14 protein-coding genes are annotated in these 15,758 nt (G+C 61.6%); 3 read left to right on the plus strand and 11 right to left on the minus strand.

The genetic code is table 11. From position 1 onward, the window contains the following. Positions 1 to 54: 54 nt before the first annotated feature. On the plus strand, positions 55 to 1,710 hold the full coding sequence (locus M3P21_RS18505; protein ID WP_249712400.1) for a BCCT family transporter: 1,656 nt from the start codon (positions 55 to 57) through the stop codon (positions 1,708 to 1,710). Positions 1,711 to 1,806: 96 nt separating this feature from the next. On the opposite strand, the gene M3P21_RS18510 is transcribed toward M3P21_RS18505, so the two are convergent. From M3P21_RS18510 to miaA, 6 genes are all read right to left on the minus strand, one after another. Next, positions 1,807 to 3,894, minus strand: a complete 2,088-nt coding sequence (locus tag M3P21_RS18510) for a dipeptide ABC transporter ATP-binding protein (RefSeq protein ID WP_249712401.1) — start codon at positions 3,892 to 3,894, stop codon at positions 1,807 to 1,809. A gap of 88 nt (positions 3,895 to 3,982) precedes the next feature. Next, positions 3,983 to 5,197, minus strand: a complete 1,215-nt coding sequence (locus M3P21_RS18515; RefSeq protein ID WP_249712404.1) for an ABC transporter permease — start codon at positions 5,195 to 5,197, stop codon at positions 3,983 to 3,985. 15 nt (positions 5,198 to 5,212) lie between these two features. Then, positions 5,213 to 6,259 carry an ABC transporter permease gene (locus M3P21_RS18520; RefSeq protein ID WP_249712406.1) on the minus strand — a complete coding sequence of 349 codons (1,047 nt, stop codon included), beginning with the start codon at positions 6,257 to 6,259 and terminating at the stop codon, positions 5,213 to 5,215. Positions 6,260 to 6,378: 119 nt separating this feature from the next. Further along, the gene (locus tag M3P21_RS18525) at positions 6,379 to 8,049 is read right to left on the minus strand and encodes an ABC transporter substrate-binding protein (protein WP_249712409.1); all 1,671 of its coding nucleotides are present in this window, start codon (positions 8,047 to 8,049) and stop codon (positions 6,379 to 6,381) included. 240 nt (positions 8,050 to 8,289) lie between these two features. Beyond that, entirely contained in the window at positions 8,290 to 9,090 is an 801-nt protein-coding gene (locus tag M3P21_RS18530) for an AraC family transcriptional regulator (protein WP_249712411.1), read from the minus strand. Positions 9,091 to 9,168: 78 nt separating this feature from the next. Continuing rightward, positions 9,169 to 10,044, minus strand: coding sequence for a tRNA (adenosine(37)-N6)-dimethylallyltransferase MiaA (miaA, locus tag M3P21_RS18535; RefSeq protein WP_249712432.1), 876 nt, complete (start codon positions 10,042 to 10,044; stop codon positions 9,169 to 9,171). A 118-nt stretch (positions 10,045 to 10,162) separates the two neighbouring features. Here miaA and pyrH point away from each other — a divergent pair, with 118 nt between their 5' ends. Further along, positions 10,163 to 10,903, plus strand: a complete 741-nt coding sequence (pyrH, locus tag M3P21_RS18540; protein WP_249712413.1) for a UMP kinase — start codon at positions 10,163 to 10,165, stop codon at positions 10,901 to 10,903. Between the two features lie 126 nt (positions 10,904 to 11,029). Here the strand turns inward: pyrH and ocd are convergent, their stop codons facing one another. Genes ocd through rocF form a run of 3 tightly spaced genes read right to left on the minus strand, consistent with a single transcriptional unit; the run spans position 11,030 to position 13,946 of the window. Further along, positions 11,030 to 12,097 (minus strand): ornithine cyclodeaminase, encoded by a 1,068-nt coding sequence (ocd, locus tag M3P21_RS18545; RefSeq protein WP_249712415.1) that lies wholly within the window; start codon positions 12,095 to 12,097, stop codon positions 11,030 to 11,032. Then, on the minus strand, positions 12,094 to 13,023 hold the full coding sequence (gene ctlX / locus M3P21_RS18550) for a citrulline utilization hydrolase CtlX (RefSeq protein WP_249712418.1): 930 nt from the start codon (positions 13,021 to 13,023) through the stop codon (positions 12,094 to 12,096). The genes ocd and ctlX overlap by 4 nt, the downstream gene beginning before the upstream one ends. Further along, positions 13,020 to 13,946, minus strand: a complete 927-nt coding sequence (gene rocF / locus M3P21_RS18555; protein WP_249712433.1) for an arginase — start codon at positions 13,944 to 13,946, stop codon at positions 13,020 to 13,022. Before rocF ends, ctlX begins: the two co-directional genes overlap by 4 nt. A 108-nt stretch (positions 13,947 to 14,054) precedes the next feature. Here rocF and M3P21_RS18560 point away from each other — a divergent pair, with 108 nt between their 5' ends. Beyond that, entirely contained in the window at positions 14,055 to 14,480 is a 426-nt protein-coding gene (locus M3P21_RS18560) for an Lrp/AsnC family transcriptional regulator (RefSeq protein WP_249712421.1), read from the plus strand. On the opposite strand, the gene M3P21_RS18565 is transcribed toward M3P21_RS18560, so the two are convergent. Together M3P21_RS18565 and M3P21_RS18570 are read right to left on the minus strand one after the other, a co-directional pair. Further along, the gene (locus M3P21_RS18565) at positions 14,481 to 14,954 is read right to left on the minus strand and encodes a disulfide bond formation protein B (protein ID WP_249712424.1); all 474 of its coding nucleotides are present in this window, start codon (positions 14,952 to 14,954) and stop codon (positions 14,481 to 14,483) included. Continuing rightward, positions 14,951 to 15,529, minus strand: coding sequence for a YqaA family protein (locus M3P21_RS18570; RefSeq protein WP_249712426.1), 579 nt, complete (start codon positions 15,527 to 15,529; stop codon positions 14,951 to 14,953). The genes M3P21_RS18565 and M3P21_RS18570 overlap by 4 nt, the downstream gene beginning before the upstream one ends. Between the last annotated feature and the right edge of the window lie 229 nt (positions 15,530 to 15,758).

Below are 15,758 nucleotides of genomic sequence, written 5' to 3' on the forward strand. Positions count from 1 at the left end.
TGCGTAAACTCTGTTACGTGAATAATAAAACTGCGAACAGAACAGGGAAGTTACATGTCAATCAAACCACCCTTAACAGACCTGCCCATCGGTGTTGCCGATGAAGGGTTCTATCGGGGCTTCAGCCACATCGTCACCATTTCGTCCAAGCTGGCGATTGGTGGGCTTGTGGTCTGGGCCATTGCGTTTCCGGAACAGTCGGGTGCGGTCCTGAATTCGATCAACGCGTTCATTCTCTCATCATTTGGCGCCTGGTATATCTGGACCGTGGCGCTGTTCATCATCTGCTGTATTGCCTTTGCGCTTTGGCCAACAGCGGGCCGATTGAAACTCGGACTCGATACCGATGAGCCGGAGTTTTCAAATTTCTCCTGGTTTTCCATGATGTTCGGGGCCGGGATCGGGGTGGGGATGCTCACCTGGGCCGTTGCTGAACCGATGTATCACTGGACCAATAACCCAGAGGTCATTCAGGGCATCACCGAGGGCAGTACGGACGGCAATGTCAGAATGGCTTATAAATGGTCATTCCTGCATTGGGGGCTTGGGGCCTGGGCATGCTATGCGATTGCCGGACTGGCGCTTGGTTTCTTTGCCTATCGTCGCGGCCTGCCGCTGACCATGCGGTCGTCGCTGACGCCGCTCTTTGGTGCGCGCCTGTCCGGTTCGCTGGGCCATGTCGTGGACATCGTCGCCGTGGTCGCGACCATTCTGGGTGTTGCGCAGACGCTGGGCTTTGGCGTCGAGCAGTTTGTTGCGGGCCTGACCCGGATCGGGATCGGCGGCCTGACCAATGCCGAAGGCACGGCCAACACCACCGGTGTGCTGATCGCCATCGTGGTCATCATGGCCGCCTCGACCGCCTCGGCGCTGTCGGGGGTTGGCAAGGGCATCAAGTGGCTGTCCAACATCAACATGGTGCTCAGCATTGCGCTGCTTACGTTTTTCCTGATCTTCGGCTCGACCTTCTTCGGGCTGCAGGCGCTGTTCCTGGGATTGTGGGATTACATAATCGCATTGCCGGACATGATGTTCCGTGTCTGGTCGGGTGACGGCAATCCCGACAGCATCGCCTCGAAGCTGGAAGGCTGGCAGGGCGGCTGGTCGGTGTTCTACTGGGCCTGGTGGATCGCGTTTGCACCGTTCGTGGGGCTGTTCCTGGCGCGTATCTCGAAGGGCCGGACCATTCGCGAGTTTGTGCTGGGCGCGATGTTCGTGCCGTCGCTGATGTGCTTTGTCTGGTTCACATGGGCCGGTGGCACCGCAATCAATCTGGAGATCAACGGCGCCGAGGGCATCATCAAGGGCGCGCCGGATGGCGACAAGATCTTTGCCATGGTGCAATACATGCTGACGCCGTTCCTCGGCTGGGCCATGTCGGTGATGATCGTTGTCCTGCTGATGACCTATCTGGTGACCACCGCGGACAGCGCCGTGCTGATCGTGAACACCATCAATGCTGCGGGCGACGAAGGCCCGAAAGCCCGCCCCCATATCATCTTCTGGGGCTTTGCGCTGGGGGCTGTGGTGACCGCGCTGTTGCTGGTTGGGGGCCTCAAGGCGATCCAGACTGCGATGGTGATCGGGGCCTTGCCGTTCTCGGTCGTGATGGTGTTGCAGTGTATTGCGCTGATCAAGGCGATCTACAATGACGGCAAACGCGAAAAGGCGGGGATTCCCACCACCGTGGCACAGGAACCGGCGGAGTAGGCGTCAAGACCAAACCGTCGCCGCCGAGTCCTGACAGCGGCGACGATCAAAGGGCTGGGCCGGTTGGCTCAGCCCTTTCTTTTTCGGGGCAAGTGGCTATTCGGCGGCGATCTTGATGACCGGCTGCATCCGGGCCAGTACCTCGTCGGACAGGTGGCATTTGATCTGATGCCCGTCCGCCAGAGTCTTGACCGGTGGCACGTCCTTGTCGCAAAGGCCGCCACTGACCTCGGTTTTCCAGCGGCAGCGGGTCTGGAACGGACAGCCCGATGGCGGGTTCATCGCCGAAGGGATGTCACCCTCCAGCACGATATGCTCTTTCTCGATCGAGGTGTCGGCGATCGGCACCGCGCTCAGCAGCGCCTCGGTATAGGGGTGATAGGGCGGGCTGAACACCTGATCGGTCGAGCCCAGTTCCACCACATGACCCAGATACATCACCATCACCCGGTCGCTGAGATAGCGCACGATGGACAGGTCATGGCTGATGAACAGCAGCGTGGTCTTATGCTCGCGCTGGATCTCCATCAGCAGGTCTGTCACCGCCGCCTGCACCGACACGTCCAGCGCCGAGACCGGCTCATCCGCGACCACGATCCTTGCGTCCCCGGCAAAGGCGCGGGCGATGCCCACACGCTGTTTCTGCCCGCCCGAAAGTTGTCGAGGCATGCGGTCGGCAAAGGCGCGCGGCAGTTTCACCAGATCAAGCAGTTCCAGCATGCGTTTCTTGCGCTCGGCTTCCGAATTGCCGATCCCGAATATCTCCAGCGCCCGGATGATCTGCCGCCCCACGGTCATCGACGGGTTGAGCGTGTCGAACGGGTTCTGGAACACCATCTGCACCTCGGACACGGTTTTGGTGTCGCGCTCTTCGATGGGCACGCCTTCGATATTGCGGTTGTCCAGCAGGATCTGCCCGTCGGTGGCTGTCTCAAGCCCCATCAGCACCTTGGCAAAGGTGGACTTGCCGCAGCCGGATTCGCCCACAATCGCCAGCGTCTCGGATTCGCGGGCCTCGAAACTGAGCGTCTCGTTGGCCTTGACCACCTTCTTTTCGCCGCCGCCGAACAGGGCATTGGCCGCGACCTCATAGTATTTCTTGAGGTTGTCCATCTTCAGGACGACTTTGCCGATCTCGCCCTTTTCCTTCTGCTCAGCCAGGGTGATCGGCGCGTTCCAGTCGATCTCCTTGTATTTCAGGCAGCGCGTGTGGTGCCGGTCATTGCCGGGCACCGCTTCCATCACGATGTCCTGTTTGTCGCAGCGGCCTTCCTCGAAATAGTCGCAGCGCGGGCCGAAATTGCAGCCCGGCGGGCGTTCATGGGGCAGGGGGAAGTTGCCCGGAATGGCCACCAGCGGACGCGCGTTCTTGTCCGCGCCCGGTAGCGGGATCGAGCGGAACAGCGCCTGCGTATAGGGGTGCTGCATCTCGTCGAAGACATCCTTGATCGAGCCGCGCTCGACCGCTTCGCCGGAATACATCACGCAGAGCCGGTCGCAGGTTTCCAGCACCAGCCCCAGATTGTGGCTGATGAACAGCATCGAGGTGCCGTATTTCTTGCCCAGATCACGGACCAGTTCGACCACCGCCGCCTCGACCGTCACATCCAGCGCGGTTGTCGGCTCATCCAGGATCAACAGCGCGGGTTTCGACATCAGCGCCATGGCGATGACGATCCGCTGCTGCTGCCCGCCCGAAAGCTGGTGCGGAAAGGAATTCAGCATCCGCTCGGGGTCGGGCAGGCGCACATCGGTGACCACCTCAAGCGCGCGGGCACGGGCCTCTTTCTCGCTGACGCCCTCGTGGATCATCGGCACTTCCATCAGCTGTTTGCCGATTTTCATGGCCGGATTCAGCGAGGCCATCGGTTCCTGATAGATCATCGCGATCTCGTTGCCGCGAATGTCGCGCAACTCCTCTGCGCTCATCTCGGCCAGATCGCGGCCCTTGAACTTGATCGTGCCGCCGACGACACGGCCGTTCTTGCCCAGATCCTGCATCACGCCCAGCGCCACGGTGGATTTGCCGCACCCGGATTCGCCCACCAGCCCGACCGCCTCGCCGGGCTGCACCGTGACCGAGAAATCCATCACCGCCGGTATTTCCCGCAACCGGGTGAAGAAGGAAATCGACAGCTTGTCGATCTCCAGAATGGGCCCGTCATATTCCGCCAGTTTGCTCATCTTGTCATCTCCTCGCGAGAGTCAGGGCGTCCCCTTCATCTAGCTAAAATCGGTTGCAGGCCGGGGGCTGCCCCCGGCCTCGATCACATCAGTCCTTCAGGCTCTCTTCGCGCAGCCCGTCCGCCAGCAGGTTCAGTCCAAGAACTATGGTCAGCAGCGCCAGCGCGGGCGGTAATGCGGGATGCAGATAGACCGAGAGCAGCTTGCGCCCCTCGTTGATGGTCGAGCCCCAATCCGGGCTTTCCGGTGGCAGGCCCAGGCCGAAGAAGCCCAATGTCCCCAGAAGGATCGTGGTGTAGCCGATGCGCAGGCAGAAATCGACGATCAGCGGCCCGCGCGCGTTGGGCAGGATCTCCCACAGCATGATGTACCAGGGGCCTTCGCCGCGGGTCTGGGCGGCGGCCACATAGTCACGTGTCTTGATGTCCAGCGTCAGGCCACGCACGATGCGGAACACCGTGGGCGAGTTGACGAAGACCACCGAGACGAACACCACCAGCACACCGCCGGGAATGTCGAACAGATCCAGAATGCCGGGGATGCCCGGTATCCAATAGGTGTCGGTCGCGACAATCGCGCCGTCATTGGAGATCAGCGACAGGTACAGCCAGATCGCAACCCCAAGCACACCGATCAGAAGCGGTGTCCGGAACTTCGGCTGCGTGTAGAACCGCGAGTTGAGCAGTACGGCCAGAAACACGATGGGAAACACGAACAGCACCGTCGCCATGTAGTTGGGGACGCCGGTTGCCACGATCTCGGGCGTGACCAGCAGGTAGAACAGCAGGATCACAGGGAAGGCCAGGATCAGGTTCGACAGGAAGGACAGGAGCGTATCCAGCCGCCCGCCATAATAGCCTGCGGGCAGGCCCAGCGTGATCCCGACCATGAAGGCAAAGACAGTGGCCAGCGGCGCGATCTGCACCACGATCCAGGCCCCTTTGACCATGCGGCTGAACACGTCGCGCGCCAGATTGTCGCCGCCCAGCAGATACCAGGCATACTGGCCTTCTTCCGCGCCGGAGATCGGCGTTCCCGGTGGCTTGTTCTTCATGCCAGAGACCTGCGACAGCGCATCCTGCGTCACGATCAGATCCATGGCGCCGAAGATGCCGGTAAAGACCCAGAACATGACAAGGCCAAAGCCGATCATGCCGATGGGACTGTCATAAAGCTTGCCATAAAGCCCCAGCCGCCGCTTGAACGCCATCGAGACGGCAAACAGCAGGATCAGCGCAACCCAGACCGAGGTGAACTGATAAAACATGCGGGCAATGATTCCGAATGTTGTGAGAGGTTCCATGCTCAATTTCCTCTCTTAAGCAATTCGAATACGCGGGTTCAGATAGACATAGCCGATATCCGATATCAGCTGTGTCACCAGCACCACAATGACCGACACCACCGACACCGCCAGCAGAAGCTGGATGTCGTTATTGCCCGCCGCCTGCACCAGCACCCAACCGAAACCCTTGTAGTTGAAGAGCGTCTCGACAATCACCACGCCGTTCAGCAGCCACGGGAACTGCAGCATGATGACGGTGAAAGGGGCGATCAGCGCGTTGCGCAGCGCGTGTTTCATCACGATGTTGGGAAAGCTGACGCCTTTCAGCCGCGCGGTGCGGATATACTGCGCCGTCATCACCTCGGTCATCGAGGCGCGGGTCATCCGGGCGATATAGCCCATGCCATAAAGCGAGATGGTCAGGACCGGCAGAAAGAAATTCTCGAACGTGGCGTGTTCCATCGCCGAGGTTGCGGTGCCCTTGAACCATTTCAGCCCAACGGCAGACGAGGCAAAGACCGCGATGAAGATCACGCCGGACACATATTCCGGTGTTGCCGTCGTGGTGATCGCGAAGGTCGACAGGGTCCGGTCGGTTTTCGATCCCTCCTTCATGCCCGCCAGAATGCCCAGCAACAGCGCTGACGGGACCATCAGCAGCATCACCCAGAACATCAGCTTGCCGGTCAGCGCCAGCCGGGTCGAGACGACGCCGGCGACCTCGTCCTTGAAGACGGTGGAATAGCCCCAGAACCCTTGCAGGATGCCGCAGAATTTGGGCGATTCCTCTGCCGTCTTGCCGGGCAGGATGCACCGGCCCTGAACGCTGCCATCTTCATTGGTATGCCGGTAAGAGGGCAGAACACCCAGCCATTCACCGTATTTGATTGGTATCGGCTGTAGATATCCGCCCTTTTCCAGAAAACTGCTGACCTGCTCATCCGACATCCGGAAATTGCCCTGCGTCTTGGCGAGCTTTTCCAGGTTGGGGTAGAGGTTGGTCAGAAAGAAGACGAGGAATGTCAGGCATAATGCGGTCAAGATCATGACGCCGACACGCTTTAAAATGAATAGTCCCATAGGTGCCCCTGTTGGTGGCCGGTGCGAGGCTATTCAGGCCTCGCGCATCGCTGTTTTTTGTTCGCCGCTGATGGACGAAAAAGCCGCGCCCGGGGGCGCGGCCTGTTTGGTTTTTGCGTTTAGCCGATCAGGCCGAACTTGTAGATTTGCGGCAGATCGGCGATGTGCTTTTCGACGCCTACCATATTGTCGCGGTGATGGCGCATCGCCGTCCGCCAGTAAGGCTGGATGACGACGCCTTCGTCGATCATGATGCCTTGTAGCTTGCCCATCACCTCGCGGCGCTTGTCCACATCCGCGATCGAGTTCGCCTCTGCCAGCAGCGCATCGAATTCCGCGTTCGAAAACCCGGTTTCGTTCCACGCTTCGCCGCTTTTATAAGCCAATGCCAGAACCTGGGTACCCAGCGGGCGGTGGTTCCAGTTTGTCGATGAGAAGGCGTATTTGTCCCAGTCGTTCCAGAAGGTCGACCCCGGCAGCACCGTATGCTGCGCCTTGATCCCGGCATCGTTGAGCTGGGCAACAACAGCCGCAGTTGTGTTGCGGCGCCAGTCATCATCGATCGATTTGACCTCGTGTTCGTAATCGCCCAATCCGGCCTCATCCATCAGGGCCTTGGCCCGTTCCGGGTCGAAGGGCAGACGTTTGACGGTGGAATCAAACTCGGGATGCATCGGGCCCACATGGCAATTGTCAGCCGGGATGCCGTAACCCGCCATGCCAAGTTCGAGGCAAACCTCGTTGTCCACGGCCATGGCAATCGCCTGTCGCACCCGCCGGTCGGCGTAGATTTTGTTGCCATCGGCGTCTTCGGCCAGCTGGTTGGTGCGGATGACGATGGTAAAGCCCGACGGGATTTCCGAGCGGGTCAGGCCGAGACCGTCGAAAATGTCGACAAACTCGCCCACCGATTCCCAGTTCATGTCGATCTCTTCGGCCTCATAAGCCGCCAGGAACGCCGCGGGATCGGTGCCGTAGTCGATGAACTCGATCCGGTCGATATAGCCACCCTTGCCGGCAGCATATCCCCACCAGTCATGGTCTTCGTTGCGGACCAGAACACCTTTGACGCCAACTTCGTGGCTTTCGGGAAGCATGAAGCCGGTGCCGATCGGATTGTCCAGCATGCTGTCCGGGTCGTGGCTGCTGTGCACGATCGCTGCCGGATAGTCCGACATGCCGGGAATGATGGTGATGTCGGGGCTGCTGCTCTTGAGCTTTACCGTGTGGGTATCAACGACCGTGATCGCGCCCTCGGCGGCTTTCTTGGTCTCGGGATCAACCAGTGAGGACATGCGCGAGGCCATCGAGTTGCCCTCGACCGAGCCGTCGCACCACATGGTGATGTTGCGGGCCACGTCCTCGGCGGTGAAGTCCTCGCCGTTGTTCCATTTCACGCCCTGACGCACATTCAGAGTGTGCTCGGTCGCATCGTCATTGGTTTCCCAGCTTTCAAGCAGCATCGGCTTGAACGAGCCGTCATTGTTGTACTCGACCAGATATTCCAGCCAGCCAGCGGTGAAGGTCGCGATCTGGTTCCAGTCATAGGTGCGCGGGTCTTTCAGGCCCCGCACTTCCATCTGGAAGCGGATCGTGCCGCCTTTTTCGGGCTCCTGGGCCTGTGCGGGCGAGGCCAGCCCGATCATGCCGTAGGCCGTGGGTACGGCAACACCCAGGGCGGTGACCCGCGCCATGAATTCGCGCCGGCTGAGCTTGCCATCGCGATATTCCTCGGCGTGCATCTCGGCCGCCGGGTGCACCGGTTTTCCGGTCAATGTCTTGTTGGTCATTTAATTCTCCCCGTAAGTGAGTTTGTTTTTGATTGTGATCGGGAACGGCTGCGCCGGAGGTTATCCTGTGGCGCGCCACAGGCGCGATGGTCCTTTCAAGTTCCCCATGCCAATATACGGCAACAGAAAATCCCGGGCGTCAACGATTGGTTTCGCCTTTTCGAGGATCAAAAACGACATCGTGATGATTTAAAAACGACTTTCGGGCAAAGCTCGGCTTGGAGGACCTGCAGGCTGGGCTTATGCCGCACTGCGGCGGATCGCCGACGGGGCAAGGCCGGTATGGTGCTGCATGAAGCGGGTGAAATAGGCCGCGCTGCTGAAGCCGAGGTCTTTGGCGATATGGCTGGCGGGGCGATTGCTCTGGACCAGGGCGGCGCGCGCTTCGTGCAGAACCCGGCCGGTCAGCAGGGCCGCCGCCGTGCGCCCGGTCTGCGATTTGCAGACCCGGGTCAGGTGGGTCGGCGTCACGCCCAGCGCTGCGGCATGGTCGGCCATGCTTGCGCCGGTGGCATGGGCGTGGACCAGCCGGTCGAAATAGCGGCGCGCCAGCCGTCGTGCGGCGCTGGCGCGGGTTGGGGCGGGCTCGGTCTCGATCACGCGCTGCAACCAGATCGCGGCCAGTTCGCAATAGGCCAGAACCGCCTTTGAGTTCAGGCTCTTGCCGTTATCCTGTTCGCGGGTGATCGCGTCCAGCAACCCGGCCAGTTCGTTCTGCGTTGTGACATCGCGTACCCGCAGATGCACCGGGCGGTCGGGCAGCGAGGGTGCGCTGCCAACCGGCAACACCAATGCCTGCCCAAAACACTGCCGTCCCAGGTCAATGGCCAGTAGCTGCCGTGCGGGGACAAAAATGGCGTTATGCGTTCCGATGCCCGCGCGCGCGCCATCAAACAGCGCCACGCCCTGACCGCGGGTGACCCAGAGCAGCAGATGGTCCGCCCGGTCATGGGGCAGTTCCAGTTGCCAGCGCCCGAGCGGCGCAAGCTGCGGCAGGCTCAGCAGCCGCACGTCATTTGCCTGATTGGGTCCGCTCGTCATAGGTTGGGTCCGGTAGGAAACACTCTGTTCGCGCCATTTACACCATGAAAGCGATGGCCGGACAACCAGCCGCGCCGATCAAAGGTCGGGCCGCAGCCTGTGCCACCCCGCCATCCGCGCCCGGAACCACGTGCGCTGACGTTTGGCGAATTGCCGCGTCGCGATGGTGGCGTGCTCGCGGGCGGTCTCAAGCTCAATGTCGCCGTTGAGATAGGCGATGATCTCGGGCACGCCGATGGCCTTGCAGGAGGGCAGGGCGGCATCGTAGCGGTCGCGCATTGCCGCCACCTCCTCAAGCGCGCCACCTGCCAGCATTGCGTCAAAGCGACGGTTGATGCGGCCCAGCAGCCAGTCGCGGTCGTTTTCCATCACGATCGGCACGGTCTGGCTGAGCGGCAGGATCGGCGCAGAGGTCTCGGCCTGCCAGTCAGCCAGCGGGCGGCCCGTGGCGCGCAGTACCTCCCAGGCGCGCTGGACCCGCGCGCGGTTTTGCCGGTCGATTCCCTGCGTGGTACCTGAATCCAGCCCGGCCAGAAGTGCCGCAAGGGGCAAGGCATCGCCTTCGGCGCGAATCTCGGGCGGTGTTGGCGGGATGTCGGCGAAACCTTCGGTCAGCGACCTGAAATAGAGCCCGGTGCCTCCAACGATGATCGGGCGCTGCGGGCCGGTCAGCAGCGGTGTCACCTCGCGTAACCAGTGACCCGCCGAATAGGCCACGTCATAGGGGACGTGACCATAAAGCAGGTGCGGCGCGCGCGCTTCTTCCTCGGGTGAGGGGCGCGCGGTGATCACGCGCCAGCAGTCATAGACCTGGCTGGCATCAGCGTTGACGATGGCACCGCCATGGCTTTCGGCGATCTGCAGCGCCAGTTCGGACTTGCCCGAGGCGGTTGGACCGGCGATCAGAACCGGCAGATCCTCGGGGATGTCAGGCAGTTGCGCGGCAAGCCTCATGTGACGGCCCACCCGTGCGGCAAATTCCTGACTGTCTGGTGCCTGACCCGCATTGAACCTCGCTGCGTTTTGCTTCATTTTGCGCCGCAATTAAACTGGTGCCGCAGCGGAGCGCAACATGACCTCTCTTTCCCCCGAATTCGTGACGCAAGCCAAATACAATCGGGTGATGCTGAAAATATCCGGCGAAGCGCTGATGGGGGATCAGGGGTTCGGCCTGCATCCGCCCACCGTGCAGCGCATCGCCGAAGAGGTCAAATCGGTTCACGACATGGGCGTCGAGATCTGCATGGTCATCGGCGGCGGCAATATCTTCCGGGGTCTGCAGGGCTCGGCCCAGGGGATGGAGCGCACCACCGCCGACTATATGGGCATGCTGGCCACGGTGATGAACGCGCTGGGAATGCAATCGGCGCTGGAAGAGCTGGGCGTGTTCACCCGGGTGATCTCGGCCATTCCGATGGATCAGGTTTGCGAGCCCTACATTCGCCGCCGCGCGGTGCGCCACCTTGAGAAAAAGCGGGTCTGCATCTTTGCCGCCGGTACCGGCAACCCCTATTTCACCACCGATACGGCGGCAGCGCTGCGCGCCAGCGAGATGGCCTGCGAGGCGATCTTCATGGGCAAGCAGGTGGACGGTATCTATGACAGCGATCCCAAGACCAACCCCGATGCCAAACGCTTTGACCGGATCACCTATAACGAGGTGCTGACCAAGAACCTCAAGGTGATGGACGCCTCGGCCATTGCGCTGACGCGGGACAACAACATGCCGCTGATTGTGTTCTCGCTGGACGAGCCGGGCGGGTTCCGGGGCATTCTGGCGGGTGAGGGCACTTATACCAAGGTGATGGGCTGAGCCACCTCGTAAATGACTCGAACGCGCCAGCCTGTCGACGGGCGCTATTCCTGTTCACCCGGAGGTAACCCCGCCGGGAAAACGAGCATGGCCAGACCGGGGGCTGTGCCCCGGTCGCGGGTTTTTTCAGGCGTTGCCCGGCGCGGCCCGTTGCAGCATGCCGAACAGATCGCGCGGATCATCCGGGTCGGCGAGCAGGTCAAGCGCATGATAAAGCCCGGTGGCCTCCAACTGATCGCGCACATAGCGCAGTGCCGAGAAATCCTCGATCGCGAAGCCAACGCTGTCAAAGAGCGTGATCTGGCGCTCTGACGTGCGGCCCGCAGCGGTGCCGGTGATGACCTGCCAGAGCTCGGTGACCGGGTAATCTTCGGGCAGTTGCTGGATTTCACCTTCGATCCGGGTTTGCGGCGGGTATTCCACAAAGATGTCGGAGCGCTGCAGGATGCCTGCGGCCAACTCGGTCTTGCCGGGGCAATCGCCGCCGATGGCGTTGATATGCACGCCGCTGCCGACCATGTTGTCGCTGAGGATCGTGGCGTTTTGCTTGTCTGCGGTGCAGGTGGTCAGAATCTGCGCGCCCTCGATGGCCTCTTCGGGTGTCTTGCAGATCACGACCTTGATATCCTGCGCCGCGAGGTTTGCGGCGCATTTCTCGGTCGCGGCCAGGTCGATGTCATAGAGCCGGACCGACTTCAGCCCGCAGATCGCCTTCATCGCCAGGGTCTGAAACTCGGACTGCGCCCCGTTGCCGATCATCGCCATCGTGTCGGCGCCTTTCGGGGCCAGATGTTTCGCCACCATGGCCGAGGTGGCAGCAGTGCGCAGGGCGGTGAGCATGGTCATCTCGCTCAGCAGCATCGGATAGCCCGTTTCGACATTCGCCAGCAGGCCGAATGCGGTGACGGTCTGCAAGCCTTCCTTGGTGTTCTTGGGGTGGCCGTTGACGTATTTGAACCCGTACATCTCGCCGTCGGAGGTGGGCATCAACTCGATCACGCCAACCTCGGAATGGCTGGCGACGCGGGGGGTCTTGTCGAACAGCTCCCAGCGGTGGAAATCGTCCTCGATATACCCGGCGATGCCGGACATCATCTCTTCCACGCCGATATGGTGGATGAGTTGCATCATGTGGTCGACAGAGACAAACGGCACGAGTGCCTTTTCTGAGGGCGCCTTGTCGGAGGGTTTCATGCGGCGATCCTTTCGGGGCGGCGGGTCAGGTGGATGCCGGCAAGCATGCAGCGCACCGATCCTCCCGCGGTTTCGATTGTTGGAATGGCAAGCGGCAGCGGCTTAGCCGAGCGCTCGATGATGGTCAGTTGATCGGGGCGCAGCGCCTGATAGGCGCGCGCCGACATTGCCAGCACACGAGTTCGTCCGGTCAGCTCGATGGCGTTTCCGGCAAAATTGGCGACCTGATCATGGGTCAGGTCGATCACCACGCGCCCGTTCTCTGCCAGCCGGTCGGCAACGGTCTGACGTCGTTCGGGGTCGGGGATCATGTCGAGGCAAATCAGCGCGTAGTCAGTGCCGATCCCCATCAGAACATTGGTATGATAGATCGCGGTGCCCTGCGCATCTGTCGCGTCAAAGCTGATCGGTTCATAATTGAAATGCGCGCAGAACCGTTCCAGCAGCACCGGATCGGCGCGGTTCGACCGGGCCACATAGGCAATGCGCCCGATATGATCCAGCACCATGGCACCGGTTCCCTCAAGCGCCAGCCCATCCTGTTCCAGCCCGCTATAGTCGATCACGTCCGAGACGCGGTAGTCACGCTTGAGCATCTCGATCACATCCGCGCGCCGTTCACGGCGGCGGTTCTCGGCGTACATCGGATACAGCGCCACATGCCCGCCGGTATGGGTGGAAAACCAGTTGTTCGGAAACACGCTGTCGGGCGTGTCGCCGTCGCCGAAATCGTCAAACGCATGTACCGTCACGCCTGCCGCCCGCAGGGTTCCGGCGGCGGTGTCGAACTCGGCGCGGGCACGGGTTGAAACGTCCTCCGCCAGAGCCTGCGTCTGAAACGCATTGTCGGCGCTGGTTTCGGGGTTCGGGTGAAACGCGTGCGGCCGGATCATCACGACCGAGGAGGGGGCCTGTATGATGCTCACGAGAAGCTCCTCGTGGGGCGGTCAAAGACGCGGCGGCCCAGTGCCGAGGCGGTGAGATCGACCATCAGATGGGCGGTGCGCCCGCGCTCGTCCAGAAACGGGTTCAACTCGACCAGATCCAGCGAGGTCATCAACCCGCTGTCGCTGATCATCTCCATCACCAGATGTCCCTCGCGCATGGTGGCGCCGCCCGGCACCGTGGTGCCAACTGCGGGCGCGATCGAGGGGTCCAGGAAATCCACGTCAAGCGACACATGCAACAGACCGTTCTGGCTGGCCACGTGCTGCAGGAACGCAGCCAGCGGGCGGGCAATGCCATGTTCGTCGATCTGGCGCATGTCGTGAAAGCGGATGTCCGAGTTCTGCAGCGCCTCGCGCTCCGCCGTGTCGACCGAGCGCAACCCGATGATGCAGATGTTTTCCTCGGGCACAGGGTTGGTGATCACCGGAAACCCGGTGAACCCGCCGCGCCCGGTCACATAACCCAGCGGCGTGCCATGCAGATTGCCCGATCCGGTAGTATCAGGCGTATGGAAATCGCTATGGGCGTCTAGCCAGAGCACAAAAAGCGGGCGATCGACCGAGGCCGCATGGTTCGCCATTCCGGCCACGCTGCCCAGCGCCAGCGCATGATCGCCACCCAGAAAGATCGGCAGCCCGCGTTGCGCGGCCTCCTGACCGGTCCGGATCAGCCGGTTTGTCCAGCCGATGGTCCGGTTGGGTTGGTGCAGATGGGTATCGTCGGGTTCCGCCGCATGAGTGGCCGGGCTCAGGTTGCCCATATCCTCGACCGTGTGGCCCAGATCGCTCAATGCCTGCGCCAGCCCGGCGGTGCGGTAGGAATCGGGGCCCATCAGGCACCCGGTGCGCCGCTTGCCGCTATCCACGGGCGCGCCGATCAGAATACATTTTCGGGACATCATCATTCGCCTGTCGTTTCAGTCTGCGTCCAGAATCTGTGCAAATTGTGTTGCAATCCAGAGGTAAAATTGGTCGATTGGGAGGATAGATGGTCGAAATGGATACACAAGATGGACAAAACGGATGAGCGGTTGGTGTCTGCCCTGCGTCGCGACGCGCGGGCGTCATTGTCTGATCTGGCGCTGCAACTCAGCCTGTCGCGCACCACGGTGCGTGCCCGGATCGAGCGGCTGATCCAACGCGGTGACATCCTGGGGTTTTCGGTGGTGCTGAAAGAGGACACGGCGCAGGACCCGGTGCGCGGGCTGATGATGATCGGGATCGAGGGACGCGGCGCGCAGCGGATCACCCGCCAGTTGCAGGGGCTGACCGAGGTGCGGGCGATCCATTCGACCAACGGGCGCTGGGATCTAATCGTCGAGCTTGGCACCGAAACGCTGGAGGCGCTGGATCGGGCGCTGGCGCGAATACGCAGTTTCGAAGGGGTGCAGACCAGCGAAACCAGTCTGCTTCTGTCGACCAAGAAAACGGTCTGATCACTTCCGCCCGGCGCGGGCTGCAGAGAGCCAGACGCAGATCTGGAACACCGAAAACAGCGCATTCCAGTTCGCCATGGTCAGGCCCAGAAAGAAGGGCTGCAGCGCGTCGCACATCACCAGCGGGGCCAGATCGGCACCTCCGGGCAGCAATGCGTCGCCGCTCATCCCGGCCAGACTGTCTCCGCTGCCGGTGCAACTTGCCGGGCCTTCCCACCACTTGCGCTCGACACCGGAGTGATAGATCGCGATGCCACCGGTGGTGGCCGAGGCCGCAGCCCCCAGAAGGGGAAAGATCGGACCGGGGATCGCCAGCGCGCACAGCCCCGCGACGATGGCGGCAAAATGCGGCCAGCGCTGCCACAGGCACATGGCGCAGGGCTCCCACCCGAAGATCTGCGAGATATAGGCCCCGACAAGCAGCGCGGTCGAGGTGGCAGTCGCTGTCAGAACCAGCCTGTTTCGACGTGTCACAGGAACCTCACAAGGACAAAGCCGCCAATCAGCAGCGCGATAAACAGGGTGAACATGAGACCAAGACGCTTTTCGATGAAATCGCGTATGGGCGCACCGAATTTCCACAAAAGCCCGGCCACGACAAAGAAGCGAATACCGCGCGCCAGGATCGAGGTGGCGATGAACGTGCCCAGCGGCATGCCGGTCCAGCCCGACATGATGGTGATGACCTTGTAGGGGAACGGGGTGACGCCAGCGGTCAGGACGGCCCAGAACCCGAAATCGTTGAAACGGGTGTTGAACGCGTCCATCGCCTGCGCCTTGCCCATGGCCGCCAGCACGGGCTGTCCAATGGCTTCATAGAAAAACGCCCCGATCGCATATCCCAGCAACCCGCCAAGCACCGAAGCAACCAGCGCAACGGTGGCAATCAGAAAGGCGCGCGACGGCGCGGCGAGGATCATCGGGATCATCAGCACATCGGGCGGGATCGGAAAGACCGAGCTTTCCACAAACGCAACCCCGGCCAGCGCCCAGAGCGCATGCGGGTGTTCGGCAAGACGCATGGTCCTGTCATAGAGATTTCTCAGCATCGGAATGTTGTGCTCACTGCCTCTTGGTCGGGTCCGGCAAAGCACGACATGCGGGTCAGGTCAACCGGTGAGGCCCGATTGGCACAGTCGCAGGTGTGGAAGGGTCCGGTCATCCTTCGTAAGTCGAGCCTGCGGAAACACCAAGAGACTTATGGGATCTGGTAGATGCCAGAGGGATAATACCGGGCTCAATACTCGCGTGAAACCTCGCATATGCAGGTGGACTCAT

Origin of the sequence: Ruegeria spongiae (genome assembly GCF_023502395.1) — a bacterium.
GTDB lineage: Bacteria > Pseudomonadota > Alphaproteobacteria > Rhodobacterales > Rhodobacteraceae > Ruegeria_C > Ruegeria_C spongiae.